Annotated in this window: 22 protein-coding genes; 12 read left to right on the forward strand and 10 right to left on the reverse strand. The window is 63.5% G+C overall.

Going from position 1 to position 24085, the window contains the following annotated elements; translation table 11 throughout:
• Positions 1 to 92 precede the first annotated feature (92 nt).
• Together AC5RVS_RS11375 and AC5RVS_RS11380 are read left to right on the forward strand one after the other, a co-directional pair.
• Positions 93 to 1463, forward strand: a complete 1371-nt coding sequence (locus tag AC5RVS_RS11375; RefSeq protein WP_494108196.1) for a cytochrome P450 — start codon at positions 93 to 95, stop codon at positions 1461 to 1463.
• 12 nt (positions 1464 to 1475) lie between these two features.
• On the forward strand, positions 1476 to 1802 hold the full coding sequence (locus tag AC5RVS_RS11380) for a 2Fe-2S iron-sulfur cluster-binding protein (protein ID WP_494108197.1): 327 nt from the start codon (positions 1476 to 1478) through the stop codon (positions 1800 to 1802).
• A 116-nt stretch (positions 1803 to 1918) separates the two neighbouring features.
• On the opposite strand, the gene AC5RVS_RS11385 is transcribed toward AC5RVS_RS11380, so the two are convergent.
• Together AC5RVS_RS11385 and AC5RVS_RS11390 are read right to left on the reverse strand one after the other, a co-directional pair.
• Entirely contained in the window at positions 1919 to 2686 is a 768-nt protein-coding gene (locus AC5RVS_RS11385; protein ID WP_494108198.1) for a VOC family protein, read from the reverse strand.
• A 31-nt stretch (positions 2687 to 2717) separates the two neighbouring features.
• A complete protein-coding gene (locus AC5RVS_RS11390; protein WP_494108199.1) occupies positions 2718 to 3653 on the reverse strand; it encodes a VOC family protein in 936 nt (311 codons plus the stop codon).
• Positions 3654 to 3814: 161 nt separating this feature from the next.
• On the opposite strand from AC5RVS_RS11390, the gene AC5RVS_RS11395 reads away from it, so the two are divergent.
• Both AC5RVS_RS11395 and purU read left to right on the forward strand, forming a co-directional pair.
• Positions 3815 to 5137 carry a glutamine synthetase family protein gene (locus AC5RVS_RS11395; protein WP_494108200.1) on the forward strand — a complete coding sequence of 441 codons (1323 nt, stop codon included), beginning with the start codon at positions 3815 to 3817 and terminating at the stop codon, positions 5135 to 5137.
• Positions 5138 to 5279: 142 nt separating this feature from the next.
• Positions 5280 to 6146, forward strand: coding sequence for a formyltetrahydrofolate deformylase (gene purU / locus AC5RVS_RS11400; RefSeq protein ID WP_494108396.1), 867 nt, complete (start codon positions 5280 to 5282; stop codon positions 6144 to 6146).
• Positions 6147 to 6404: 258 nt separating this feature from the next.
• Here the strand turns inward: purU and AC5RVS_RS11405 are convergent, their stop codons facing one another.
• A complete protein-coding gene (locus tag AC5RVS_RS11405) occupies positions 6405 to 6980 on the reverse strand; it encodes a helix-turn-helix domain-containing protein (protein ID WP_494014514.1) in 576 nt (191 codons plus the stop codon).
• 423 nt (positions 6981 to 7403) lie between these two features.
• On the opposite strand from AC5RVS_RS11405, the gene AC5RVS_RS11410 reads away from it, so the two are divergent.
• From AC5RVS_RS11410 to AC5RVS_RS11435, 6 genes are all read left to right on the forward strand, one after another.
• On the forward strand, positions 7404 to 8237 hold the full coding sequence (locus AC5RVS_RS11410) for a fumarylacetoacetate hydrolase family protein (RefSeq protein ID WP_494108201.1): 834 nt from the start codon (positions 7404 to 7406) through the stop codon (positions 8235 to 8237).
• Positions 8238 to 8241: 4 nt separating this feature from the next.
• Positions 8242 to 8628, forward strand: a complete 387-nt coding sequence (locus AC5RVS_RS11415) for a cupin domain-containing protein (RefSeq protein ID WP_494108202.1) — start codon at positions 8242 to 8244, stop codon at positions 8626 to 8628.
• Positions 8625 to 9392 carry a gamma-glutamyl-gamma-aminobutyrate hydrolase family protein gene (locus AC5RVS_RS11420; protein ID WP_494108203.1) on the forward strand — a complete coding sequence of 256 codons (768 nt, stop codon included), beginning with the start codon at positions 8625 to 8627 and terminating at the stop codon, positions 9390 to 9392. Before AC5RVS_RS11415 ends, AC5RVS_RS11420 begins: the two co-directional genes overlap by 4 nt.
• A gap of 67 nt (positions 9393 to 9459) precedes the next feature.
• A complete protein-coding gene (locus AC5RVS_RS11425) occupies positions 9460 to 10854 on the forward strand; it encodes an NAD-dependent succinate-semialdehyde dehydrogenase (RefSeq protein ID WP_494108204.1) in 1395 nt (464 codons plus the stop codon).
• A 158-nt stretch (positions 10855 to 11012) separates the two neighbouring features.
• Positions 11013 to 11567 carry a helix-turn-helix domain-containing protein gene (locus AC5RVS_RS11430; protein WP_494108205.1) on the forward strand — a complete coding sequence of 185 codons (555 nt, stop codon included), beginning with the start codon at positions 11013 to 11015 and terminating at the stop codon, positions 11565 to 11567.
• Positions 11568 to 11686: 119 nt separating this feature from the next.
• On the forward strand, positions 11687 to 13876 hold the full coding sequence (locus AC5RVS_RS11435) for a cytochrome P450/oxidoreductase (RefSeq protein ID WP_494108206.1): 2190 nt from the start codon (positions 11687 to 11689) through the stop codon (positions 13874 to 13876).
• A 254-nt stretch (positions 13877 to 14130) separates the two neighbouring features.
• On the opposite strand, the gene AC5RVS_RS11440 is transcribed toward AC5RVS_RS11435, so the two are convergent.
• Together AC5RVS_RS11440 and AC5RVS_RS11445 are read right to left on the reverse strand one after the other, a co-directional pair.
• Entirely contained in the window at positions 14131 to 14646 is a 516-nt protein-coding gene (locus tag AC5RVS_RS11440) for a flavin reductase family protein (protein ID WP_494108207.1), read from the reverse strand.
• Between the two features lie 222 nt (positions 14647 to 14868).
• Entirely contained in the window at positions 14869 to 16200 is a 1332-nt protein-coding gene (locus tag AC5RVS_RS11445) for an acyl-CoA dehydrogenase family protein (RefSeq protein WP_494108208.1), read from the reverse strand.
• Between the two features lie 639 nt (positions 16201 to 16839).
• Between AC5RVS_RS11445 and AC5RVS_RS11450 the strand changes: the two genes are divergently transcribed.
• The gene (locus AC5RVS_RS11450; protein WP_494108397.1) at positions 16840 to 17553 is read left to right on the forward strand and encodes a PucR family transcriptional regulator; all 714 of its coding nucleotides are present in this window, start codon (positions 16840 to 16842) and stop codon (positions 17551 to 17553) included.
• A 3-nt stretch (positions 17554 to 17556) separates the two neighbouring features.
• On the opposite strand, the gene AC5RVS_RS11455 is transcribed toward AC5RVS_RS11450, so the two are convergent.
• The 4 genes from AC5RVS_RS11455 to AC5RVS_RS11470 all read right to left on the reverse strand — a co-directional run bounded on the left by AC5RVS_RS11455 (position 17557) and on the right by AC5RVS_RS11470 (position 22040).
• Entirely contained in the window at positions 17557 to 18372 is an 816-nt protein-coding gene (locus AC5RVS_RS11455; protein ID WP_494108209.1) for a VOC family protein, read from the reverse strand.
• Positions 18373 to 18549: 177 nt separating this feature from the next.
• Complete coding sequence (locus AC5RVS_RS11460; RefSeq protein WP_494108210.1) at positions 18550 to 19827, reverse strand: multidrug effflux MFS transporter; 1278 nt, start codon at positions 19825 to 19827, stop codon at positions 18550 to 18552.
• Positions 19828 to 19959: 132 nt separating this feature from the next.
• Positions 19960 to 21531 (reverse strand): 4-hydroxyphenylacetate 3-hydroxylase N-terminal domain-containing protein, encoded by a 1572-nt coding sequence (locus AC5RVS_RS11465; protein WP_493978755.1) that lies wholly within the window; start codon positions 21529 to 21531, stop codon positions 19960 to 19962.
• Positions 21528 to 22040, reverse strand: a complete 513-nt coding sequence (locus AC5RVS_RS11470; protein ID WP_494108211.1) for a flavin reductase family protein — start codon at positions 22038 to 22040, stop codon at positions 21528 to 21530. The genes AC5RVS_RS11465 and AC5RVS_RS11470 overlap by 4 nt, the downstream gene beginning before the upstream one ends.
• 204 nt (positions 22041 to 22244) lie before the next feature.
• On the opposite strand from AC5RVS_RS11470, the gene AC5RVS_RS11475 reads away from it, so the two are divergent.
• Positions 22245 to 22805 carry a TetR/AcrR family transcriptional regulator gene (locus AC5RVS_RS11475; protein WP_494108212.1) on the forward strand — a complete coding sequence of 187 codons (561 nt, stop codon included), beginning with the start codon at positions 22245 to 22247 and terminating at the stop codon, positions 22803 to 22805.
• 72 nt (positions 22806 to 22877) lie between these two features.
• Here AC5RVS_RS11475 and AC5RVS_RS11480 read toward each other — a convergent pair whose 3' ends face one another.
• The gene (locus tag AC5RVS_RS11480) at positions 22878 to 23705 is read right to left on the reverse strand and encodes a hypothetical protein (protein ID WP_494108213.1); all 828 of its coding nucleotides are present in this window, start codon (positions 23703 to 23705) and stop codon (positions 22878 to 22880) included.
• Positions 23706 to 24085: the final 380 nt, after the last annotated feature.

The raw sequence follows: 24085 nt of genomic DNA on the forward strand, positions 1-24085 counted from the left end.
CGATCGAAGAAGTTGTGCTGATATCCGCAGTTTACTAGCAGATACCCGAGAGGTGACACTGGACACATCCACTGAGTTCAAAGGAGCAAGCCATGACTACCGGCGTCGGACAGTGCCCGTTCGGGTTTGGCACCAGCACATCGGAAGGGGTCCAGCCCTCTCCCGTTGCCGTTGCGGCAACACCGAGTGCTCCCGCCCCACCTTCCGTTCCCGCCGCAGCACCCTTTGCCGCGACACCGGCCGCCCCCGGAGCCGTCCGCGCAGGGACGTCGGCTCCTGAAAACCGGGGGTACACCTCGGCGGACTGGGTGCGGCCGGCGGACCTGATGGCGGATCCCTACCCCACGTACCGCCGCCTCCGGGAAGAGGCACCAGTTGCGTGGGTGCCGTCGCTCAACCGGTTCCTGGTGACGAGCTACGCCGGATGCCATGCGGTGGAGATGGACCAGGAGATTTTCAGCGCCAACGTCAGCGGCGCCACCATGAACCGCGCCCTCGGCGGCCAGCCGATGCTGCGCAAAGACGATCCGGAACATGCCGCCGACAGGGCCGCGATCAATCCGGTGCTGCGCCCCAAGAACATCAAGGATGCGTGGGCGCCGGTCTTCGAACGCAACGCCCGCCTGTTCCTGGACCAGGTAGAGGAAGCCGGCCCCGACCGTGCCGACCTCAACCGGGACTACGCGGCGCCGGTCGCCTCGAAAAACCTCATCGACCTGCTCGGCCTCAAGGATGTGGCGGTTGACCAGATGCGCCGCTGGTCGCACGATTTCATCGCGGGAGCCGGGAACGTCCTCGACGACCAGAGCATCTGGGACCGGTGCGAGGCTTCGCGAGCCGAACTGGACAAAATCCTCGACGAGCACATCCCGTTTTACCAGCGGCATCCCGACGCCTCGATGACGTCCGCGCTGGCCAACAGCGGACTGCCGTTCGAGAACGTCGCCGCCAACGTCAAGCTCACGATCTCCGGCGGGATGAACGAGCCGCAGCACATGGTGACCAACATGGTGTGGGCGCTGAGCCGGCATCCCGAGCAGCGGCAGGCCGTACTGCAGGATTCATCGCTGTGGCCCGCCGTCTTCGACGAAGCCGTCCGGTGGCTCTCCCCCATCGGCATGTACCCGCGCCAAACCACCCGGGACACGAGCCTGTGCGGTGTCGAGCTGCCCGCCGGCGCCGGCATCGGCGTCGTCGTGGCCTCCGCCAACCGCGACACGGCGCATTTCGGTCCCAGCGCCGGAGACTTCGACATTTTCCGGCCGAAGACCTCCCACCTGGCTTTCGGCAGCGGGGTTCACCTGTGTGCCGGACACTGGGCCGCGAAGTCCGCCATCGGACAACTCGCCGTGCCCCTGGCCTATGAGCGCTTCCCCGGTCTCCGCACCGACGAAAGCCGCGCCGAGACCTGGGACGGCTGGGTGTTCCGCGGCCTGACCAGCCTTCCCGTCACTTGGAACTAGGAAAGAAGGACCATGGCAAAGATCAGCTTCCACCACTCCGACGGCAACGTTGACGTGCTCGACGTCGACCCCGGCACCTCGCTGATGCGCGCCGCCGTCACCAACGGCGTCGACGGCATCGTCGGCGAATGCGGCGGCCAGGCCATGTGCGCCACCTGCCACGTCTACGTCCGCCCCGAATACCTCGACGGTCTGCCCGAAATCGGCGACGACGAGGACGAAATGCTCGACTGCACCGCTGGCCCCCGCGACGAAACCCGCAGCCGGCTCGGCTGCCAGATCACCGTCGGCGCAGGGCTCGAACAGATCGAGGTCGACGTCCCCGACGACCAGATCTAAACCTTCCGGCAGCGGCGCTGCAGGGCTACCCGGCTCGCGCGCGAAAGGGCCCGCTCCATCCCCGATGTACGGGATGAAGCGGGCCCTTCGGCGCTCCGGCGGCCGGTAGGCGTCCGTCAGATATCGCGATCCAGCTGCAACGCCTTGAACGCGGCACCCGATGGGTCCGTCACCACGGCCCACCGGCCGAAAGCGATCGGCTGGTCCTGCACGTTGACGCCGCCACCGGCCGCCGTGGCGGCAGCCGCTGCCGCAGCTTGGTCAGCCACCACGAACCAAGCCAGCCAGTGCGGGGGCAGGAAGTCTTTCGCTTCCGCAGGGATGGCGTTGATCGCGCGCAGCGCGCGCCCCTCGGCGTCGCGGTAGACGCTCAGTTCGTCCTCAACATGTTCCAGCACGTTCTCCGGGAAGAGCGCAGTCTGGAAAGACTCGGCCGCTGCGAGATCATGGCTCATCACATCGACCAGTGCCAATCGGCCGAGCTCGGAGGACGGCCCGGATACTGCTCCGCCGTCCATGGCGGCGATGCCGAACAAAGGCCCTTCCGGATCACGGAGCACGACGCCGTTGCTTCCCCCTGCCAACAGGTTCACCTCTTCCTCAACAACCGAGGCGCCGGCTGCAACTGCCCGGTCGACAGCTGCGGCTACGTCATCGCTTCCGAGGAAGACTTTCCAGCCGAGTTCTACCGGACCGGCCGCAGAATCTACGCGCAGCCCGGCGATCGGCACGCCGTGAAGGGTGAAGAGGCCTGCATCGCCTTCCAGGTCGAGTTCCCAGCCCAGCACGTCGCGATAGAAATCAGCCAATCCTGCGGCGCTCCCCGCAGTCAGCTCCTGCCAGACACTGGCGCCCGGCGAGTAGGTAGTGGTGGTGATAGTCACGAACAGCTCCTTAGAACTTAGAGGGTTGGTCCTATTCGCCCAGCAGCGCCGGCTCTTTTTCCCAGATGGACTGCAGGGACTCGCGCTCGGCTTCGATCGACTCCTTATCGAAGCGGAAGTAGGAGCGCGGCGGCAGCATGCCCCACACATTGGAGGAGTGGCGGTCGTCCGGATACTCACGCGGAACATGGGTTTCGTCCAGCTGCTCGATGTCGCAGTACAACTCGATGAAGCAGTCAGCCTCCGGAAGCCGGACGTAGCCGGCCAGGTTGCCGCCAATACCGTGGCGAACGGGACCCCACGGCATGACCCGGCCGTACTGGGCGAGGTGGTCGAAGGACTGGCGGATCTGCCCCCAGTCGAGCATGTCGAATGCGATGTGGTGGAAGTGTGCCTGGCCGGTGTTCACGAAGGCCATCACATGGTGGTCGGCGCCGATATGCAGGAAGGCACCGGCATCCGGCCCCAGCTTGTCGGCCAGCTTCATGCCCACCACGTTGAGGTAGAAATCCACCTGCTCGCCGATGTTCGCGGTCAGGTAGTTCACGTGACCGAGCTTGCGCGGGGCGCCGATGCGGTGATTGCGGGTGGTCTGCCGCCACTCGCGCGGGTAGCGGTCCTGCCCCTGCTTCGGCCGGTATTCGACGAACTGGATGCCGTTACCTTCCAGGTCGGCAAAGGAGGCTCCCTCGTCCGAGCGCGTGTATTCGACCCGGTGCTCCTTCAAGTGCTTCTCGGCGTCGTCCAATGTCAGTTCCGGCGCCAACTGGTAGGCGGCGTGAACGATGCCGGCCTCGGGGGCCTTCTGCAGGATCAGCGACGGCTTCTCGTAGTTGCACGCGAGGAAAGTCTGCTTGCCCTCGCGGCCAACCTCGGTCAGGCCGAACTCGTCCTGCCATTGCTGCGTGGAAGCATCGAGGTCCTCGACGCCCATGACCACATGGTCGATGTCATGCAGCTTGATCATTGTCGCTCCTTATTAACGGTTCCGGTGATGGCCGGCAGCCCGCCGGGCCCTTTTCAGACCGGAGTGTTTCTTTTGCTGAACACGTACATTACTATAATAACCACGACGCCGAACGGCAAGACTTTGATCTGCAGAGCAGTACCAACCTGAGGAAGGCAACCATGACAAGCCCCATGCTGGACCGAGAACCGGTCCTTCCGGCCTTTGACCCGGATTATCTGGACCAGTTGCTGGCCCGCGGCATACAAGTCATTCGGGTCATCCATTCCGATTTGTTCGGGCGCCAGCGAGGTAAGCAATATCCCGTGGCTTCCCTCCTCAACCTGGCCTCGGGGGTTGCGTATTCAAAGATGGCCAACGCCGAAGACCTGCTAGGTGTACCGGTCGACGACAAGGAATTCCCCGCCCTGGCCAATCATCCCGACCAGCACGCGTTCCTGGACCTGTCGACGGCGTTCGTTCCCCCGTGGGAACCGGATTCCCTGTGGGTCCTCACGCGTCTGAGCGAGCACGGCCAGCCGTCAGCGCTGTGCCCGCGCAGCCAACTGGCTGTAGCCGCCGAACGGTTGCAGGAAGAGCTTGGCCTCTCCGCCATTGCAGCCGGCGAGCCCGAGTTCTATCTCTTCCGGAACGACAATGACGGCCGGACTCCTTATGCGCTGAACGGCGTCTCCTACACCATGGACCGGATTACCGACCCCGACGGAGCCGTGGGCCGCATGCATCGGCAGCTGATCGGCATGAATATCGGCGTGACAGTCGTGAACCGTGAGTTCTCCCCCGGTCAGTTCGAAGTAAACCTCCAGCACGACGATGTACTCGTCGCAGCCGACGCCGCCTTCCTGCTGAAGACCGGGGTCAAGGAACTGGCCATCACAGAGGGCCTGGAAGCCAACTTCATGGCCAAGCCGGTCAGCGGCGAGGAAGGCAGCAGCCTGCACGTGCATCTTTCCCTCTGGCGGGATGCAGACAACGTGTTTGCCGCCCCCGAGGGCACCCTCAGCCCGACGGCGCTGGCCGCCATAGCCGGCATCCAACTCCACGCCCCCGCGATCATGGCGTTCGCGGCCCCCACCGTGAACTCCTACAAGCGGTTGACCGGCGAAGGCCTGAGCCCGCGCACCAGCAACTGGGGCGAAGACAACCGCTTCACCTTCGTTCGCGTTCCGGCCGAACGGGCGGGCGCCACGCGCCTGGAACTGCGCGCCGGCGACGCCAGCGCTTCCCCGCATCTGCTGATGGCGGCCATGCTCCATGCTGCCTCCGACGGCATTCGGCGCGAGCTGACCCCGGATCCCATCGGCCAGCCGCTGCCACGCAGCCTGGCCGAGTCCATCGATGCCCTGGATAAGAACGAGGTCATGCGCGCGGGATTCGGCGACGAGTTCACGTCCATCTACGCCGCCCTCAAGCGCCGCGAAGTACAGGCGTTTGAGTCCCACGTGACCGACTGGGAATGGAATCTCTACCGCCACCACGTCTAACCCGTACTCACACGCGCCGGAGCCTCTTGACCCGGCGCGAGCATACTCTCCCGGGAGCCTCACGAGCTCCTGGCCCGCCTTGCCCATGAACCGAGAGGTGATCGCTTTGCCAACGCCTGCTTCCACCCTGCCCGCCAGACTGATGTCCCCGACCGATACCGCGGACGTCGGGCGGCTCACTATCAAGTGCCCGGACAAACCAGGGATCGTCGCCAATGTCGCCGATCTGCTCAGGAGGCACGGGGCCAACATCGTGTCTCTGGACCAATTCACGACGGGCGTCGAGGACGGCACCCTGTATCAGCGAACGGTTTTTCACCTGCCGGGCTTCGAAGCCAAACGGGATCGGCTTGGCGCGGAAATCGAGGCTGAACTGGCCGTTCCGTGGGGAATGGAATGGCAGTTGACCGCTGCCGGAATACGCAAGCGGGTGGCCATCTTTGCGTCCAAGACCGATCATTGCCTGCTGGACCTGTTGTGGCGTCACCGCCGGGGCGAAATCCCCATGGATATCGTCATGGTCGTCTCAAACCACGCCGATCTCGCCCACCAAGTCCGCCCCTTCGACATACCGTACTTCCACGTTCCCATTGCGGGTGACAAGAAGGATGCCGAGCAACGGCACCTGGAGTTGCTGCGGGGGAACGTGGACTTGATGGTACTCGCCCGCTACATGCAGATCATCTCCGCCGAATTTCTCGACGAGGTCGGCGTTCCCGTCATCAACATTCACCATTCATTCCTCCCTGCCTTCATCGGCGCCGGCCCCTATCAAAAGGCCAAGGACCGGGGCGTGAAGCTGATTGGGGCGACGGCGCACTACGTGACCAAGGACCTGGACGAGGGCCCCATCATTGAACAGGACGTCATCCGGGTTTCCCACCGGGACAGCACCGCGCAGCTCATGCGCTTTGGGGCCGATGTCGAACGGAGCGTGCTCTCGCGCGCGGTCACGTGGCACTGCGAAGACCGCGTGATGCGCGACGGCAACACCACGGTCGTCTTTTGATGAGCAAGGGCCCGCATTAGAGGGCATTTGCTGCAGGGGATGGCGGCCCCCAATCCATGAGAAGAGTAGAGCGGCCCCGGCTGATCCAGCCAGGGCCGCTCTGCCCTTGTGGCTACGGCTTCCCCAGATCAGGGCACGGTCAACGGAACCCGCTCAACGGTGCGGAACATGTCCGTGTGGTTGGTTTCGACGTCGCCGTCGGGACCGACACGGTCGAAGGACGTGAGCACTGCGGTCAAGACTGCGTCGGCCTGGCACCTATTGGCGTTCGTTAAAAGCTGCCGCCCGGGGGAAGGTATGGACGATCCACACAGAAGCATCGCCGCCCTCCGCTTGCCATCGGTGCGTTCTGTCCGCAGCGTAGGTCGCGTAGTCCCCCTCGCCCAGGAGGACCTCATGGCCGACTGGCCCCAACCGGATCTTGCCGGAGCGCACGAAGACATGCTCGCGGGCACCGGCGCCGTGCGAAGGGGACACCTCATCGGCACCCTGCTTGAAGGATTGGGCGTGGATTTCCAACGTGCCGGCTCCGATAACTTGGCTTCGCAGAATGTGCCCCAACGAAGCCGAGTCCGAAATATCTTCGCCCTCGCCATCGTGAACCACCTCGACCGGAGCGCGCTCGGGCAGCGCGATCAGGTCGGGCAGCGGCACGTCAAAGGTGCGGGCAATAGCCAGCATGGTTTCCAGCGTCGGATTGGTCTGCCCCCGCTCGACCTTGAACAGGGTTGCCTTTGCCACTCCGGAGCGTTCGCCTAGCTCGGTCAGCGAAAGACCATGGGTTTCCCGCAGGCGCCGCACGTTGGCCGAAAGCGCCTCTATATGGTCGTTCATCTGTCCATCCTCGATCCCGCTGGGTTTCGTTGCCGCACTATCAAGCTCGTATGAGAGTAACTTTATCCTCCTAAAGTGGCCGGTATTTCGGACTTTTGAGCAGAAACGAGTAGTGCTTCCCCCGAGCTTGACTCGGCGAGGGGCCATGAGCACGCTCACGGCCGACGTCATGGAAATAACACGCCATGCTTCGCCTGGTGGCGGATTGCAAGAAGGCACCTGAGCTACCCCGTCCCGTGGGCCGGAGCAGCGTTGCCCGGGACCTGCTCTGAATCAGCCCTGAGACGTGTACGCGAGTAAACCCATGCCGTTGCCCATGCATTCCTACGGCCTGCCACTCGGGAGCCCGCCCCCTTGTCTTTTTTAGAAGGCTTTATATACTCTTAAAGTAACCACCCGCTCCACATCTACCGGAGGTCTCCCATGACTCAGGCAATCCGTTTTGCAACAAGCGCCGGCGAAGTCCGGCTTGGACGCCTGGACGGCGAAACCATTGTTGACGCAGGCGCCGCACTGGCCGTCGGCTTCGACGGCTCGGCTGAAGCTTGGAACACCATCAACAATGCGTCCGGGGCGAAGTACTCGCTGACGGATGTCAAGGTTCTCGCGCCGACCAACCCCGGCAAGCTGATCGCCATTGGCTTGAACTACCAGTCGCACGTCGAGGAAACCAACCTCAAGCACCCGGATGCACCCGTGGTCTTCGCCAAGTTCCCTTCTTCCATCACCGGACCCAACGACACCATCGTGATTCCTCGCGAGGAAACCCGCCCCGACTTTGAAGGCGAAGTCGGCATCGTCATTTCCAAGCGCGGCTACCGCGTGGCGAAGGAGGACGCCTGGGACTACGTCGGCGGCTTCACCGCCCTGAACGATGTGTCCGGCCGCCGTGCCCAGCTCGAGACCCCCATGAAGCAGTTCACCTTGGGCAAGAGCTTTGACACGTTCACTCCCCTCGGCCCGGTTGTGGCGAGCGTGGACTCTGTGGACAAGGACGCCCTGGACGTGCAGACCGTCATCAACGGCGAGACCATGCAAAAGGGCAACTCCCGGGACCTGATCTTCGACATCCCGACCCTGATCGAGTACCTGTCCCGCGGGATGACCCTGGAGCCGGGCGACGTCATCGCTACCGGCACCCCCGGCGGAGTCGGCGACGAGCGCAAGCCTCCGCGTTACCTGCGCGACGGCGACGTCGTCGAGGTGACCGTTGCCGGCGTCGGCACGATCAGCAACCTTGTACGCGCCGAGGCATAACGCCATGAAACTCATCGCCTCAGGAAACAAGGACTACGTCTATGGCGGGAAGTTCACCGGGCCGGTGCAGCTGGAGATGATCCTCGAAGCCGCCCAAGACGGTGATCCCGACATTGCCCGCGTGCATTTCAACGACGGTGCGGTGACAAACTGGCATTCCCACCCCGGCGGGCAGCTGCTCTATCTGGTCAGCGGCACCGGCAGGGTGGGAAACAACGACGGCGAACACACCGGCATCGCCCCGGGAACCCTGGTTGAAACCCCGGTCGATGAGAACCACTGGCACGGGGCGGACGAAGGCGCCGACGCCGTCTGGCTGGCAACCACCTGGGGAGTCACCTGCTGGCACGACCTTTCCCCGCTGGAGCATGCCACGCTGGGGGCATCGTGAACGGCACACCTCCGGTGATCCTGGTCGTGGCGGACCGCAAGTCCGTCACGTCGGGGGCCTGGTCGGACATCCCGAACGATGCCCTGCCGCACACGTATATCCATGCTGTGGAGCAGTCGGGCGGCATGCCGCTGCTGCTGCCGCCCACCGAGGTGCTGCGGGACAACGCCGAACGGCTGCTGGATTTGGCCGACGGCGTCTTCCTCGCCGGCGGCCGGGATCTCGACGCCGGCCTGTACGGTCGCTCGAACCACCCGCTCAACGACAAGCCGCTGCGGGTCCGTGACGAACTCGAAATCGCGTTGGTCCGCGGAGCACGCCGGCGAGGCATACCGGTGCTTGGCGCCTGCCGCGGCATGCAGGTGTTGAATGTCGCCTGCGGCGGCACGCTGGAACAGCATCTGGCAGACCGGCTGGACATGACCCCGCACCGCAACGTCGTAGGCGAATTCACTTCCCACTCGGTGTCCGTGGTCCCCGGCACCCTGCTGGAGAATGTCCTGGATTCGGCTACCTTCGACATTGCCTCGCACCACCACCAGGCGGTGGAAACTCTCGGAGACGGACTCGTCGCCTCGGCACATTTCGGCGACGGCGTCATCGAGGCCATCGAGGCTCCCGGCGATGCCTTCACACTGGGGGTGCAATGGCACCCCGAGGAACGTCTCGACCCGGAAGGCCTCAAGCTGCTCACGGCTCTTGTCCGAGCGGCCAACCGCTTCCGGCAACACCGCCAGGAACCAGCTACCGTACTTCAACGCTGACAGATCCGCGGCCGGTGCGTCCGGCGATGCCCATCCGCCAAACGGCTCTCGAATCGAAAAGGATCCCATGACCCACACAGCTACCGCTGCCACGAAGAACGGTTTCGCAGTAACCAACCCGGCCACGGGAGAGGTATTGCAGAGCGTGCCTACCGCATCGGACGCGGAAGTGGTGGCGGCAATTGCGGCGGCTCATGAGGCATACCTGCAGTGGCGGCACGTGCCGGTTGCCGAAAGGGCACGCAGGGTGAAGCGCGCGGGCGAACTCTTTGCCGAGCGCACCGACGAACTGGCAGCCATCATCACCCAAGAGATGGGCAAGCGCCTGGCAGAGGCGAAGGGCGAGTTGTCCATTGTCGCCAGCATCTTCGACTACTACGGAACTGAAGGCCCGGCGCTGCTGGCTGACCAAGAGTTCGTACCCCGCAGCGGGGGCCGGGCGCTGATTAAGAAGCGGCCGGTAGGTGCCTTGCTGGGCATCATGCCGTGGAACTACCCCCTGTACCAGGTGGCGCGCTTCGCGGCGCCGAACCTGGTGCTCGGCAACACCCTGCTGGTCAAACACGCGTCCAACTGCCCCGCCTCCGCGCGGGCGATTGAAGAAGTCCTGCTGGATGCGGGGCTTCCCGTCGGCGTGTACGGCAATATCTACGCCGCCACGACCCAAACCGAACTGATCGTCGCCGACGACAGGATCCAGGGCGTCTCGTTGACCGGCAGCGAACGCGCCGGCGCCGCCGTCGCCGAAATCGCCGGACGCCACCTGAAGAAAGTGGTGCTGGAACTCGGCGGATCAGATCCACTGATTGTGCTGGACAGCGACGACGTGGCGGCCACCGCCCGCAAAGCGTTCCGCGCCAGACTCAGCAACGCCGGCCAGGCCTGTAACTCCCCCAAACGAATGATCGTCGCGGAGGGCATCTTCGACGATTTCGTGCGCGAGATCTCGGCCCTGGCCGGTGGTCTCGTACCCGGGGACCCCTCCGATCCCGCGACGACGATCGCGCCGATGTCCTCGTCGGCAGCGGCAGACGAGCTGGCCGAACAGGTTGCCGATGCGGTGGCGCAAGGAGCCACCCTGCACACCGGCGGACGGCGACTGGAGGGTCCGGGGGCCTTCCTGGCGCCCGCCGTGCTGACCGGCGTCGTCGAAGGCATGCGTGCTTTCCGTGAGGAACTCTTCGGCCCGGCCATCGTGGTCTATTCGGTGCGGGACGAAGACGAAGCCGTCGCCCTCGCCAACGACTCCCCCTACGGGTTAGGGGCCTCCATCTTCACCACGGATGAACAGCGGGCGCTGGACCTCGCGGAGCGGTTGGAGTGCGGCATGGTGTTCATCAACCAAGCCCCGGACTCCGAACCGGACCTGCCCTTCGGCGGGGTGAAGAAGTCCGGTTTCGGCCGTGAGCTGGGTCCGTGGGGCATGGACGAATTTGCCAACCTGAAACTGGTTCGTCTCTGACATTTCCCCAGGCCAGCGGGAAAACACGCACCATGACCCTGGGGCTCCGGCAGCACCATTGATCGCGCCGACTGCTATTCGATAAGAATGGCAGCCGGCGCCGTCGTTGGTGCAATACTTCATTCCGACACATCTTCTGCCTGGGACAACAAGGAGCCATGAAACCCGACCTGAGCGCCAACCTCGCCCGCAACGTCCGCCAATTGCGCGAGCGGCGCACTCTGACACTGAATCAGCTGTCGGAGCGTTCGGGCGTCGGGAAGGCCACGCTGTCGCAGATAGAGTCAGGCTCCGGCAACCCGACCCTGAGTACGCTCCGGGATCTGGCCGCGGCTTTGTCCACCGATGTGGACAGGCTGCTTGCTGGCGGGGAACTCGACGGCGTGGTGGTAGTTCGCAGAGGTGCAGGCGTAGACGTTGGGGACGACGCCGTCGGTGCCCTTCTGGTCCACACGGCTGGCACGGACGCGGCGAAACTGGAGGTCCATGCACTGACCGTTAGTGGGGGACGCCGTGAAGTGTCGGCCAGCCACGGGGTCAATTCCCGCGAGCTGGTAGTGGTTGCTCAGGGCAGCGTCCGAGCGGGTCCGGTGGGGGAAGAACAACTGTTGCACGAGGGAGACTTCGCCAGTTATCGCGCAGACGGCCCTCACGTATGGGAAGCGCCGGACGAAGACGCCGTCGTCTGGATCACACTGATCCAGCCCATGTAGACAGCGAACTGCTACACCTTCGCCCGGCGCCACTATATGTCCTGCTTCACACCCTCGCCTCTGTTCGTTATAGTGCTTATAACACCTATTACATCGAACACCCGGCTGTGGAGGCCCTCATGGCAGACATCGATTCGTACCTGAGCTCCATCACCATCGACCAGCTCGAGGATGACCCGTACCCGGTCTGGCAGCGGCTCCGCAACGAGTCGCCCGTGGCGTACATCCCCGCGGCGGAATCCTGGGTCATCACCCTTTTCGACGACGTCGCGACTGTACTTCGCGGAGACCACGGTTTCGGCGGCGCCACCAAGCATCTGACCATGAACCAGGTTTTCGGGCAGCCGAATATCCTGACAAGTACGGGTAAGGAGCACGACGAGATCCGCGACGGGGTCGACCGTTCGCTGCAGCCTGATCCTGTGCTGAGCATGATCGACGAAATTGTCCGTCCGGTGGCGCGCCATTACCTGGACCGCCTCAGCGGACGTGGCGACGCGGAGCTGGTCACCGAGTTCTTCGAACCCATCAGCGTCGAGGCGCTGCGTCGAGTGATGGGTTTGGACGCCGTTGCAGATACGGAAACCATCCGCCGCTGGTTTACGCAGCTCAACCTTGGCGTTTCCAATTTCGGACAGGAACCGGATCTGTACGCCGTATCCGAACAAGCCTCCAGCGAGTTCGAGGCCGCAGTTGCACCACTGCTGGAGCTCCTTTCGCACCACCCGGATCATTCGATGATTTCGCACATGCTGTGGGCAGGCCGCGAAGGCACCACTCCCCGGCCGGCCAGCCAGATCCTGCCCTCACTGAAAGTCATCCTCCTCGGCGGCATGCAGGAGCCCGGCCACGCCGCCGCCAGCAGCCTGCACGGCCTCTTTTCCCGCCCGGACCAGTGGAAGATGCTGGTGAAAGATCCCGAGGAGTGGATTCCGCTGGCCGTCCAAGAGGGCCTGCGCTGGATCGCCCCGATCGGCTGCACCGACCGGCAGACTACCCGGGAAACCAGGCTGCGCGGCAAGACCCTGCCTGCCGACGTTCCCGTCATAGTGGCACTGTCGTCGGCCAATCGGGACGAACGGAAGTTTGAGGACCCGGATGTGTTCGACATCAATCGCAGCAACCGGACACATCAGGCCTTTGGCGGCGGGGAGCACTTTTGTGCGGGGCATTTCTTCGGTCGTCACGTGGAGCGCATCATGTTCGAAGAACTCGTCAAGACTATGCCGGACGTCGCTGCTTCCCCGACCGAAGCCCCGGAGGTCACCGGTTGGGTCTTCCGCGCCCCGAAGAAGCTTCCGGTGGTCTTCACACCGACCATGTCGCGGGAACGGATCAGCCTGCCGGAGGCGGGTTCCGGGCGCGAGCAGCAGGACAGCGCCGAGTTGGTCGTCTCCTCCATCCGGTTGGAGGCCGAGGGGGTGTTGTCCGTGGAGTTCCGCGAACCCAACGGCCTCCCGCTGCCCGAGTGGAGGGCAGGGGCACACATTGACTTCTGGTCCTCGCCGGACCGCTCCACCAAGTACTCGCTATGTTCGGATCCGGCCGCCCCGAACGTGTGGCGCATCGGGGTGGTCAGGGAGGACGAAAGCCGCGGGACATCCAAGTTCATCCATGAAACCCTTCGTCCTGGCATGCCGATCCGGGTCGGGAAGCCGGCCAACAACTTCGCCCTGCGGCCGGCCAAGTCCTACGTCTTCATCGCAGGCGGAATAGGCATTACCCCGCTGCTACCTATGATGACCGAGGCTGCCCGGAATGGCATCAGCTACACGCTCCTTTACTGCGGCAAAGACCGACGGCGCATGCCGTTCCTGTCCGAACTGGACGAACACGGAGATCGGGTGAAGCTGTTCATCGCTTCCGAAGGCTCCCGGCTCGACGTGGCGGATGCAGTGGCCCGTGCAGTCGCAGACGAGGCATCGATCTACTGCTGCGGCCCCGATCGCCTCATGGACGAGGCGCAGCGGGTGGCTGAAGATCTTGGGGGCGAGGTGTTTTGCGAGCGCTTCACGGGTGTCCGAGCTCTCCGCGAAGGCGACGAGCCGTTTCACATCCAGTTGGGCCGCGGCGGGAAGATGCTTACGGTGCCGGCGGACAAGACTGCCCTGCAGACACTGCAGGAGGAAGGCATGGACGTGCTGACCTCCTGTGGCGCGGGAAACTGCGGGTCCTGCGAAACCCGCGTACTGCAAGGCACCCCGGAACACCGGGACGTGTATCTGACCAAGGGACAAAAAGCGCGCAACGACCGCATGATGATCTGCGTTTCGCGGGGCGGCAGCGACCCAATCGTTTTGGACGTGTAGCCAGCCGTCGCCGCGGAGCAACAATGAACTATCCAATGACAAGTTCTGCAGACACCCTAGTTCGAGTCACACGTCCCGTCGGAACCGGTTGTCGTAAGAGCCTGAGGTGCCCGACGGAATTATCGATTAAACGGCTTGGTCCCGACAGCTCATGTGCTGACGGGACCAAACCGTATCCGATCGCCCTTGACCACAGCAGGGAAGCGAGAGCGTGAGCAGGCAGTTCCCGCCCGTGGGAGTCCCTCCCGTGGCAGTCAGGCCGCCACGATGCGTCCGATGGACTGCCGGTGGTAGACCATGGGCGTCTGGTCGGCGGTGCCCAGGTGATGCACCGAAAACAAGACGAGCGTGTGGTCTCCAGCCGGAATCTCTTGATGGATGGAACACTCCATCCATGCGGTTGCGCCATCGATAAACAGTGCCCTGCCCGAAGAAGCCCGGGTCTGCACTCCGTCGAAGCGGTCCCGGCTCCGTGACGACAACTGCCAAGCCAGCGGACCCTGGTCTTCTGACAGGATGGAAATTCCGATCCGTTCACTGGACCGCAAAGCATTCCAGGTGTTGTTGTCGTTCTGGACGCAAATGGAAACCAAGGCCGGGTCCCAGGACACCGCCTGGAAGGATGAAGCGGCGAAGCCTGCGTTGCCCCCCTCGAGGACCGCGCAGACGGCCACCACGCCGCTGGGGAACTGGGCAAAGACCTGCTTCGCGTCCGCCCTCAAGGCATCCTGTAGGAAGTCAATGCTCTGATCGGTCATGCTAGCTGTCATGGTTTACTCCTGCTCCTCTGACTGAGGGACGTGCTTGCTTGTTATCTCAAGTTTGAAGTCGACGGCTGTGCCAAGCGATGTAGCCGTCGACAGATAAACCCGCGTTCGTTGTGCCGCATGCACAAGCTCAGAAACCCGGGATGACCGTCAGTAAGCCCGTTAAATGCGCCTTGTCCCGCCCATGGAACATGGGCGGGACAAGGCAAAAGTTGGCTGGGCTGGTCAGGCTCGGAGGTGGGAGGTGCCCGTGTTGACGGAGAACAACTCGAAGGTGTCGGTGCGGGTTCGGGTGGTCAGTATGTCCCGGAAGTAGCGCTGCAACGGGGCACCATCCGCGCTGTTCTGACTGCCGGCATTGCGCAACATCAGTTCAACGGCCTTCCAGACCAACTCCTCAACCACGAAGTAGACGCCGTTCAGCCTCATCGAACGTGATTCATCAAATGCTTCGATGCCGGCGGCCGACCGTGCCGCATATTCCTCGTATAGCCGGGAGCTGTTGACCAGAATGGACTGTGCCCCGTCGACGTACGAGATGGCCATACCCAGAACCCGCTGCCATTCCTCATAATCTCCGCGTATGGACCCATCCTTGATCCACGGATGCCGGGTCTTCATGATGATTTTTTCGAATTCGTCGACCGCCGCGTAGCCCAGCCCGACGGACGTGGAGGCAACCTCACCCTCGGCGAACCCGAAGAACGTCCCGGCATAGACCGGGTTGTTGTGCAGCTTCGACCCGACGGTTTCGCCTAGATTGGAGGCGGTCCACTTTTCCTCGGAGATGCAGTAATCGGGGACGAAGGCTTTCTCCGCCTTGATGCTGTTCGATCCCGAGCCGCGCATTCCGATGACTCGGCCCCAGTCGTCCTGGACTTCGTAGTCCTCTCTCCGCAGAATCATCCAGACCCGGCATTCGGGGTCGTCAGGCTGCAAGCCGGGGAGGAAGGCCGTGGCCATGAAGTGGGTGGAGTACGGTGCCCCGGAGCAGTACCGCCAGAACCCGGTGACTTCCCAACCGCCGGCAACGCGCTCAACTGTTGTGTTCTGACTGTTGCCGCTGGCCGGACAGATGATGTGGCCGTGGGCGCCGAACACCTCTCGCTGAGCCCGCTCTTCGAAGAATGATCCCAAAGTCAGAGCATGGCCCGAGGACAACGAGAGGCACCAAGCAGTTGAAGGGCAGCCACGCGCCACCTCGGCGATGACCTGATAGAAGGCTGAAACCCCCAGCTCCAAGCCCCCGAACATTTGCGGCTGGAGCATCCGATAGAAACCATGCTCCAGGAAGTACTCATGCACTTCCTGCGAGTATTGTCCATCGACTTCCGTCTGGGCCTGTGCTTCCCGGAGCTTTGCGCGAATCTCACGGGCGCGTTCAAGGAGCCGTTCGAGCTCGTACCGGATCCGCGGGTCTTTCTCTGTTGGAACTTGAAGGCTAAATGGGCCGGCCAAGCCCGGCTCGACCGACGCTCCGGTGGCCACTGCTGGTTTGGCGGCGGTTTGCTCCGATGCCGACTGGGCGGGGGCTGTGGCGACAAATGCTCGTGTCATAGGAATCTCCTTGCGCATCACGGGATGTGACTTTCCCTCAAGTCTGGGAGTGCCCGACGTCACAAACAATGTCTGGCACTGACAATCATTGACTCCGAGATGGTGCCTGACGCACAATTTGTCCGACGAGGTGCTGCCCTGGCAGTGCGTGGAACACAGAAGATGGATGCGCTGGTGTCTGGAAAAACTGAAGACTCTCCTGCTGACCTAGGCCAACATGCCGTGCGGCCTGCCCAACAGGCCGGTACTCCTTTGGACCAAGGCGCGGGCGAATCCGGCGTCTGGACTCTGATCCGCGCCGCGCGTCAGGGCGGACTGCAAAGCATCGTCGCGGCGCTGCGGCAGGCCTTGGGTGCCGATAGCGCGCTGTTCGATATCAACGGCAACACCTTGGCTGCTTCACCGTCGCGTACCATCTGGAACTACCCCCTGGTGTTGGAGGCGAGCCTCGGTGCCGATTCCGCGCTGCCGGTCGCGGCGGCGCGTGTCTTCGTGGACAATGAGGCCGTCGCGATTCTTGCCGTCCACGAGCCGACACCCCCGAGACGACTCCTGGCAGCGGCCGTGGACCTGGTGACCCTGGAGATTGGCCGGTTGCGCGCCCGCCAGGACGGGAAACGCGAACTCACGCAGCATGTCATGGACGACCTGATCCATCACCGCGTCTCGGAAGCGGAAGCCCGGAGCCGGCTGCGCAGCATTGGTTTTGATCCCGAGTCCCGTTACCGCGTGCTGCTGGGCCAGGCGAACATGCGCCGCGAACGACTGCTCTCCGTGCCCTGGAACATACATACTCTGCTGAGCAACCAGCATGAGCCCTTTGTGCGGGTCGTCGTCGACGGTCGCATCCTCATGCTCGTACCCGAAGACCCAATGGTGGACCGGATTGCCGCGTCATTACTAAACCACATGCAGGAGGTGGGCTCCGACGGGTCCGTGGGGGTCAGTTCTGTCCATACCGGCGCGGCAGGCATCCGGGCAGGCTACTTCGAGGCTTTGTCGGCAGCCTCCGGTGGCACGGGAGTCCGGCGGCCGGAGATCGTGGACCTTGGCCAACTGCTCGTGCTGACCAACACCACGCTGCCGTTGTCGGATTTAGCCGCGGCCTCGCTAAAACCATTGATCGACTACGACAGCGGTCATGGAACGCAGCTGGTGGCCACACTGCAGGCCTTCCTGTCCTCGAACCGCTCCTTTGCGGAGACTGCTGAGGCGTTATTCATACACCGCAACACACTTCGGTATCGCTTGAGGCAGATCCATGACCTGCTGGGTTACGACGTCGCGTCGACTCGCCACATCACCAACCTGTGGCTTGCGCTTCAGGCCCTGACCGGCCTGCAGGAACTGTAGTCCCTAGCCAAGCCCGCCCAGGTCGACGAAGTCGTCAAGCAAACCCCTGATACCCCCAGCTTCCACCGTCACCGGGATCCTGTCATCGGGCTCGTAGTAGCGGCTGAGCCCGAACGTCTGGCCAAAGGGATCGCGGAGCACCGCATAGCGGTTCATCGTGCTGTTGTTGGCGGGCACAATAATCCGGGCACCTGCCTCAACCGCCCTTGCGACGGCGAGGTCCACGTCGGCAACATCGAAGTAGACGAGCCAGCCTGATTCGCCCGCCTCCATGAAGTAGCCGCCGAACTGTACGAAACCTGCCACGATCCGGCGGTCATCGTAAAGCAGGCGGAAGTCGTAAGGATCGTCTACCACGTCCAACCGGTCCACACCCAGAACAGACTGGTAGTAGTCGGCAGCTGCCCGTGTGTCTTTCGTCGAATAATCCACGTTCGTTTGGCCGACGCCCGACCCGCTCACTGAACCGGCGTCTGCAATACCCGTCCACACCTGCTGGCCGTCCACCACATAGGTACGCTCATCGCCGCCGGGAAGAACGATGCTTCGCACCGCTCCCCCGGCTGCGGCGGAGCGGCTTCCTGCCGCTCCGGCGTCAACCAAGTGAAAGAACGGGATCCAACCGGAGTTCGGTCCGTCCGCATGCTGCTCCGTCACAGCGAAGATGCCACGCCCCCGCAGCATTGCGGCGGCGTCCCAGGTACCGGCATCGACGTCCGTTGAACCGATCAGCCAGGCATAGAAATCAGAACTGGCGGCCGGGTCGGAGCTGACCAACTCCATCCCCGCCAATCGGCAGGTTGAGATCTTTGTGTGCACAGTTCGAGTATGCCGCATCTTGATCCGGCTGCGCAGAAGTGGGCCTGGACTAGGAAACGGCATCGAAGTTTGGGCAAGGACCGCATGTTGTCTGCGCCCCTGTTGCGGCGTCGGAAGGACCGCGTGATGGTCTGCGCCTCCCGTGGCGGCATCGGAAGGACCGTACTGGACGCTTGGTCAGGGGCGTCGCCGACCGGCGGCCCAGCCTCCAGCAGCAGCGATGAGCGTGCAGGCGAGCATGCCGACACCCAGCGAAATCTGCAAGTCGTCTCCGCCGAGGCCCACGAGCGGAGCAGCAGCCGCGCCAATTGAGTATTCCGCTGCTCCGATGACCGCCATCGCCGTGCCGGCCGCGTGCGGGATCTGTTCGACCGCGAGCGCCGTGGCGTTGCCCAGAACAAGTCCCAGGCTGCTCACGATGAGGAAGAACAGCAGCACCGTGGCCCAAAGACCCGGGCCGCCGGTGGAAGTCAGGAGGACATAGATCATCGAGCCTCCCAGCATGAGCGCCAGCCCCAGCAGCATAACCGTGGCAGGGCTGAACCGGCTGACAAGTTTGGCACTTAAGAGGCTAGCCAGGGCAAGACCACCGGAATTCACGGCGAAAATGATGGAGAACCAGCCCGGGCCCAGCCCGAACGTCTCCTGGAGTATGAACGGCGAGGCGGCGATGTAGCAGAACAAGGCGCCCAGGCCACAGCCCACGGCAAGACAATACCCCATGTAGGCGCGGTTCAGCATGACTGTTTTGATCAGCGACACCAACTCGCTTACGCCTCCGGCCCGCCGCTGCTCGAGCGGCAGGCTCTCCCGGATGAACAGCAATGCCAGCAGCCACAGCACCACGCTGAGGATGGTCAGCACCCAGAACACTCCACGCCAACCAAGGACCGGGACTACCGCTCCCCCAGCCAAAGGAGCGAGGATCGGGGCGAGGCCCTGGATGGCCATCATCAGCGAAAACAGGCGCGCGGCGTGGCGTCCCGACGCACGATCGGCCAGCACAGCCCGGGCCAAAACGACCCCAGCCGCGCCGGAGGCCCCTTGCAGGAAGCGGGCGGCGATCAGGGCCTCCACAGTTGGGGCCATAGCGCACAGCGCCGTGGCAAGAGCGCAGAGCGCTGAGCCGGCCAGCAGCAACTTACGGCGACCGAACTGGTCCGACAACGGTCCAATGACCAACTGCCCGCCGGCAAGCCCGATCAGGAAGGCCGTCAGGGTCAGCTGCACGGCAAAGGGCGCAGCATCCAGCTCCCGGGCCAGCTCGGGAAACCCGGGAAGGTACATGTCGATCGCCAGCTGGGGCACGGCGGAGACTGCGGCCAACACGACCACGAGGAACGGGGTCGGCGGAACCGCGTGGAACCCGGCGACGTTTCCTCCAGCTTCCGGAAGACGGGGCGTCACGTCGCCCGCAAGCTCGTTGATCGCAGGAAGCTGCGGGTCTTTGGCCATGACTAGCCGTCCTTTCTGGGTTGTACAGACACCGACGGCGGTGCCGCGGCCGGAGTTGATTCCCCGGGCGGCACCGCCGTCGTCGCAACCGCTGACATGCCTCGTGCGGTCGGGCCGGAAGAGGCAGCCGGCTCAGCGCTTGCTGATGAAGTTCACATCATCGGGCGAGAAGAGCTTGTCGCTGGTCCAACCATTGAGGTCGTACTGGTCCATGCACTTTTCCACGAGCGACCGCGCATGATCGAGCGTGCCGTCCTGCTGTGCCGACTCGTTGAGCGTCAGGTGGCAGAGCTCGGGCTGGCCCCAGTAGTTGTGCTCATACAGCTCGTGCCGGGCGCCAAACTCCGAGCCGATCGAGTCCCACAGCAGCTTCATGGTCTTGGAACGGTCCAAGGCGGTCTTCCCGTTGGAGCCGCGCAGGTAGCGGTCCAAATACGGGCGCATCTCGGGGGTCTGGAAGTCCACGGCGTTTGAGTTCAGGTAAATCAGCCCGGAGGCCACCACCGTCTCGATGATTTCGCGGATGCGCCGGTTCATGGAGGACGCCATGGAGGCGTAGGCCCATCCGTACGCCCGGTTGGGCACCAGGTCATCGCCCCAGCCCTGGGTGGCGTTCTCGATCATTCCATCGCGCAGGGCGTTGACGGCGTGGCGGTAGCCGATCACTTCACCCAGGGCTGCCTGCACGCCCCGGAACTGCCCGGCACCGGTGATTTCCAGCGCCTTGCTCAGCGCGCCCACGAAGAAGTCGAGTTTGACGCCGAAGCGGGTGGAGGCCTGAAGGACGGCCCGGCCTTCCCAGCCGGAGACGGTGTCGAACTCGGCCATCCGCTGCGTGTCGTAAATCAACACGTTCTCCCAAGGGATCAGCGCCTGGTCAAAGATGAGTACGGCGTCGTTCTCATCCAGCCGGGAGGACAGCGGGTAGTCGAAGGGGCTCGCGGCGCGGGCCGCCGTTGATTCGTAGGAGGCGCGGGAGAACATCTTGATCCCCTTGCCGTTTGTCGGTGCCAGGAAGGTGATGGCGAGGGATTTGTCCTTCAGCGGGGCACCGGCGTGGGAGACGTAGACATACTGCGTGGTCGGGGATCCGGTAGCCACCACCTTGGCCCCGCTGACAATGATGCCTTGGTCGGTTTCCCGCTCCACGTGGACGTAAACGTCCTTGACTTCCTCGGCGGGGCGGGAGCGGTCCACCGGCGGATTCACAATGGCGTGGCCGATGTGCAGCACGCGTTCCTGGGTTTCCTTGTACCAGTAGCGGGCGTTGTCGGCGAACTCGCCGAAGTACTCAGGGTTGGCACCCAGCCCGGTGATCAGCGAGGCTTTGTAGTCCGGGGTGCGGCCCATCCAGCCAAACACCAGTTCCTGCCAGGTCCTGATGGCCTCGCGGCTGGCGCGCAGGTCATCCTTGGTGCGGGCGTACTTGAAGAAGGGGTGCGTTAGTCCCCCGCTTCCGGTGTCTGTCGGCGCGGTGGTGCGGTCGCGGGTCTCGGGGTCATGCAGCGCATCGAACAGTGAAGCCAGCGACCGTGCCGAGTTCCGGAATGCCGGGTGGGTGGTGACGTCGTCGACACGCTCGCCGTAGATCCAGACCTCGCGTCCGTCGCGGAGGCTTTCCAGGAACTCGTCGCCCGTCTGCATCCGTCCTGTCGAGGCCGGAGCGACGGGGGCGGTTTCGGTGGATTCGTTGACGATGGTCATGAAGTGGGTCCTTTCGCGAGGGCGCCGAACTGGCCGGCATGGAAGGTGAGGGGGGCGCCGCCGGTGTGGCTGTGTTGATGGACGTGCCCGATGAACAGGGTGTGGTCGCCGGCTCTGTGGCGGTCCACGATGCTGCAGGACAAGTAGCCAACGGCTCCGTCGACCAGGGCCATGCCGTCTTCCCACGTGAACTGCGGCAGAGTCTTCCCTGGTTTGCCGGCGAAGTGGGAGGCAATATCCAGCTGGTCTTCCGCCAGCACGCTGATGCCGTAGCGCGGGCGGTTGTTAAGATGCCCATGCATCTTGGCTCTTTCTCCCACTGACACCAGCACCAGTGGTGGGTCGAGTGAAACCGACACGAAGCCGTTGGCGGTCATACCGTGGACTTCACCGTCCTCAGTGACCGTGGTGACGACTACAACACCACTGGCGAAGCTCCCCAGCGTGCGGCGGAATTCCATCGGGTCCAAGGCTTTTTCCCTGATCAGCGTTTGCGTACCTTTGTACATACTTAAGGATGTTAGGCACCTCACAGAGTTAATACAAGAGGTTTGAGATTTATTTTAAGGAACGCGGAATGTGTGCACTTAGCTTGGGCAGGATGGTCAGCAAGAACCCGCACAGATGTCGCCATCCCCGCCAGTTACTTGTACACACTTTCCCGAATACGTATGTTCTGCGAGGTAGGGGCCGCAGGTATGTACAGTTACTATGTGACCGTTTCTTCGACCACCGGGCGACGCCGCCCCAATGACCCCGCGCGACGGCAGCGCATCATAGAAGCGGCGGCCCGGGTCGTCGCCGAGCACGGCGTGGACGCACTGACCTTCCGAGCGGTTGCCGATACAGCAAAAGTCCCTCTGGGGTCCACTACGTATTACTTCACCGATAAGGACGACCTGCTGGTCTCGACCATCCGGGTGATCCGCGAGCGCAACGAGCGGTCTTTCCACGAGATCCTCAAACCCCTGGTCGAGGCGCATGGACTCGCAGGCGGGTTGGCTCGCCTCGTAGAGGAAGTCACCGTCCGGCAGCATCAGCAGCTGGTGCTGGAGTACGGGCTGTATCTGAGCACGCTGCACCGTGCGGCACTGCGGCCGGAGATCAGGGAGTGGCGGATGGACCAGGTCGTTGCCCCGTACTGCGACCGACAGACGGCGGCACTGCTGGGTTACACACTGGAAGGCATCCTGCTGCAGTCGGTCATGGAGGACGCCATGTTCTTTGCCTCTGACGTGGAGCCACTTCTGCGCCGGATCATCGCCCCGGCTTAGGCGGCAAGCACCGCCGGAAGCCGCGCAGACGCACTCCCGGCGGTGCCGGCCGCCCGACTTAGGACGGCCGCTCTACTGACCGGCGACCGCTTGGAAGGCGAGCGGGGCCCGGAACCTGAGGTTCGGCAACTTCTCCGCGCGCAGATATCCAGCCGGAGCGGAAAGGACGTCAGGGACCCGGCTTAGCGCAATGCCTGCAGTGCATGCCACTCCGGGCAGTGGGCTGATTCGGAGCGCGATGGGCTCGGCCAGCAAGGGAGCGTGTACGGTGGCCAGCGCATACTCCTCGTCTCCCGCTTCGAATACCTTCCCGATTAAGCGGACTTCGATGTCAACACCGGCAACAGTGGCGACGATTGTCTTTTCCAGTGATCCACTGACCACCCCGGCCGGGAAGTCGCCCCCCAGCGCTGCTACCCTCATCGGCGAAGCCGCAACTGTAGGTTCCACGGAGATACTCTCGGTCACCACCTCCGTACCGATGACGCCGGCAATCATGCGGGCACACTGTCGGGAAATGACATCTTGGCCGTCACCGGTCCCCGGCTTGAAGTCAGCCGGGTCGACTCCGATCTGCAGGAAGGACAGCAGTTCAGCCCCGAAGGCCCCGAAGTCGCCTACGCACTCGACTTCTATCCGGTTTACGCCCGGCACGATGCCCGCCAACATCGCCGGCACCTGCGCCATCACCACTTCGTTGACACCAGTGCCGACCAAGGTGGCGTTTCCAGCGATGGCCGCGGCATCGAGCTCGGCGGCCGTGGCTGCGTCAAAGTCCCACGGGTACATTGCATCTTCAGCGATGGTCAGCACATTGATGCCGCTGGCCAGACACTCTTTCGCCGGGCCGAGCAGGTCGGTGAGCGCCGTCGTCGTAAAGAACAACGCGATGTCAGCCATGCCGGGCACTGCCCGGAAGTCCCCCGCCGCTTGCACCCGCACGCCGCAGGGCGGCAGCCCAAGGACTTCGGCCAGGTCCTCCCCCACATGGCTGGCGCGCGTGAAGGCACCAACGATTTCGGCCCCATCTAGAAGCAGTGAGTTCACCGCTTCTGTACCGACGGCCCCGAGGCCGAAAACGAGATAGCGAGGATTGTGCACTGCGTCCATCCAATCGGTCGATGTTCATTCGGTCGTACTCAGCGCTGGACCAGGACGTCTCACATCTCGAAGGATGCATCAGCTGCCGAGCACAACCGTGCTGAGGGTTGCAAGCACTTTAGGCAATCGGTGCGGGACGCCATATGTCCATCGGAGCCAGAGATCGCCGATTCTTCTGT

Source organism: Arthrobacter sp. Y3221048 (assembly GCF_059092685.1).

What these genes read in the sequence shown, in the direction of transcription:
- AC5RVS_RS11480 (WP_494108213.1), bottom strand. Translation starts at nt 23,705, where the DNA reads ATGGCTGACATCGCGTTGTTCTTTACGACGACGGCGCTCACCGACCTG.
- AC5RVS_RS11440 (WP_494108207.1), bottom strand. Translation starts at nt 14,646, where the DNA reads ATGACAGCTAGCATGACCGATCAGAGCATTGACTTCCTACAGGATGCC.
- AC5RVS_RS11415 (WP_494108202.1), top strand. Translation starts at nt 8,242, where the DNA reads ATGAAACTCATCGCCTCAGGAAACAAGGACTACGTCTATGGCGGGAAG.
- AC5RVS_RS11435 (WP_494108206.1), top strand. Translation starts at nt 11,687, where the DNA reads ATGGCAGACATCGATTCGTACCTGAGCTCCATCACCATCGACCAGCTC.
- AC5RVS_RS11430 (WP_494108205.1), top strand. Translation starts at nt 11,013, where the DNA reads ATGAAACCCGACCTGAGCGCCAACCTCGCCCGCAACGTCCGCCAATTG.
- AC5RVS_RS11375 (WP_494108196.1), top strand. Translation starts at nt 93, where the DNA reads ATGACTACCGGCGTCGGACAGTGCCCGTTCGGGTTTGGCACCAGCACA.
- AC5RVS_RS11425 (WP_494108204.1), top strand. Translation starts at nt 9,460, where the DNA reads ATGACCCACACAGCTACCGCTGCCACGAAGAACGGTTTCGCAGTAACC.
- AC5RVS_RS11445 (WP_494108208.1), bottom strand. Translation starts at nt 16,200, where the DNA reads ATGACACGAGCATTTGTCGCCACAGCCCCCGCCCAGTCGGCATCGGAG.
- AC5RVS_RS11460 (WP_494108210.1), bottom strand. Translation starts at nt 19,827, where the DNA reads ATGGCCAAAGACCCGCAGCTTCCTGCGATCAACGAGCTTGCGGGCGAC.
- AC5RVS_RS11465 (WP_493978755.1), bottom strand. Translation starts at nt 21,531, where the DNA reads ATGACCATCGTCAACGAATCCACCGAAACCGCCCCCGTCGCTCCGGCC.
- AC5RVS_RS11405 (WP_494014514.1), bottom strand. Translation starts at nt 6,980, where the DNA reads ATGAACGACCATATAGAGGCGCTTTCGGCCAACGTGCGGCGCCTGCGG.
- AC5RVS_RS11380 (WP_494108197.1), top strand. Translation starts at nt 1,476, where the DNA reads ATGGCAAAGATCAGCTTCCACCACTCCGACGGCAACGTTGACGTGCTC.
- AC5RVS_RS11410 (WP_494108201.1), top strand. Translation starts at nt 7,404, where the DNA reads ATGACTCAGGCAATCCGTTTTGCAACAAGCGCCGGCGAAGTCCGGCTT.
- AC5RVS_RS11450 (WP_494108397.1), top strand. Translation starts at nt 16,840, where the DNA reads ATGGACGACCTGATCCATCACCGCGTCTCGGAAGCGGAAGCCCGGAGC.
- purU (WP_494108396.1), top strand. Translation starts at nt 5,280, where the DNA reads ATGTCCCCGACCGATACCGCGGACGTCGGGCGGCTCACTATCAAGTGC.
- AC5RVS_RS11390 (WP_494108199.1), bottom strand. Translation starts at nt 3,653, where the DNA reads ATGATCAAGCTGCATGACATCGACCATGTGGTCATGGGCGTCGAGGAC.
- AC5RVS_RS11470 (WP_494108211.1), bottom strand. Translation starts at nt 22,040, where the DNA reads ATGTACAAAGGTACGCAAACGCTGATCAGGGAAAAAGCCTTGGACCCG.
- AC5RVS_RS11395 (WP_494108200.1), top strand. Translation starts at nt 3,815, where the DNA reads ATGACAAGCCCCATGCTGGACCGAGAACCGGTCCTTCCGGCCTTTGAC.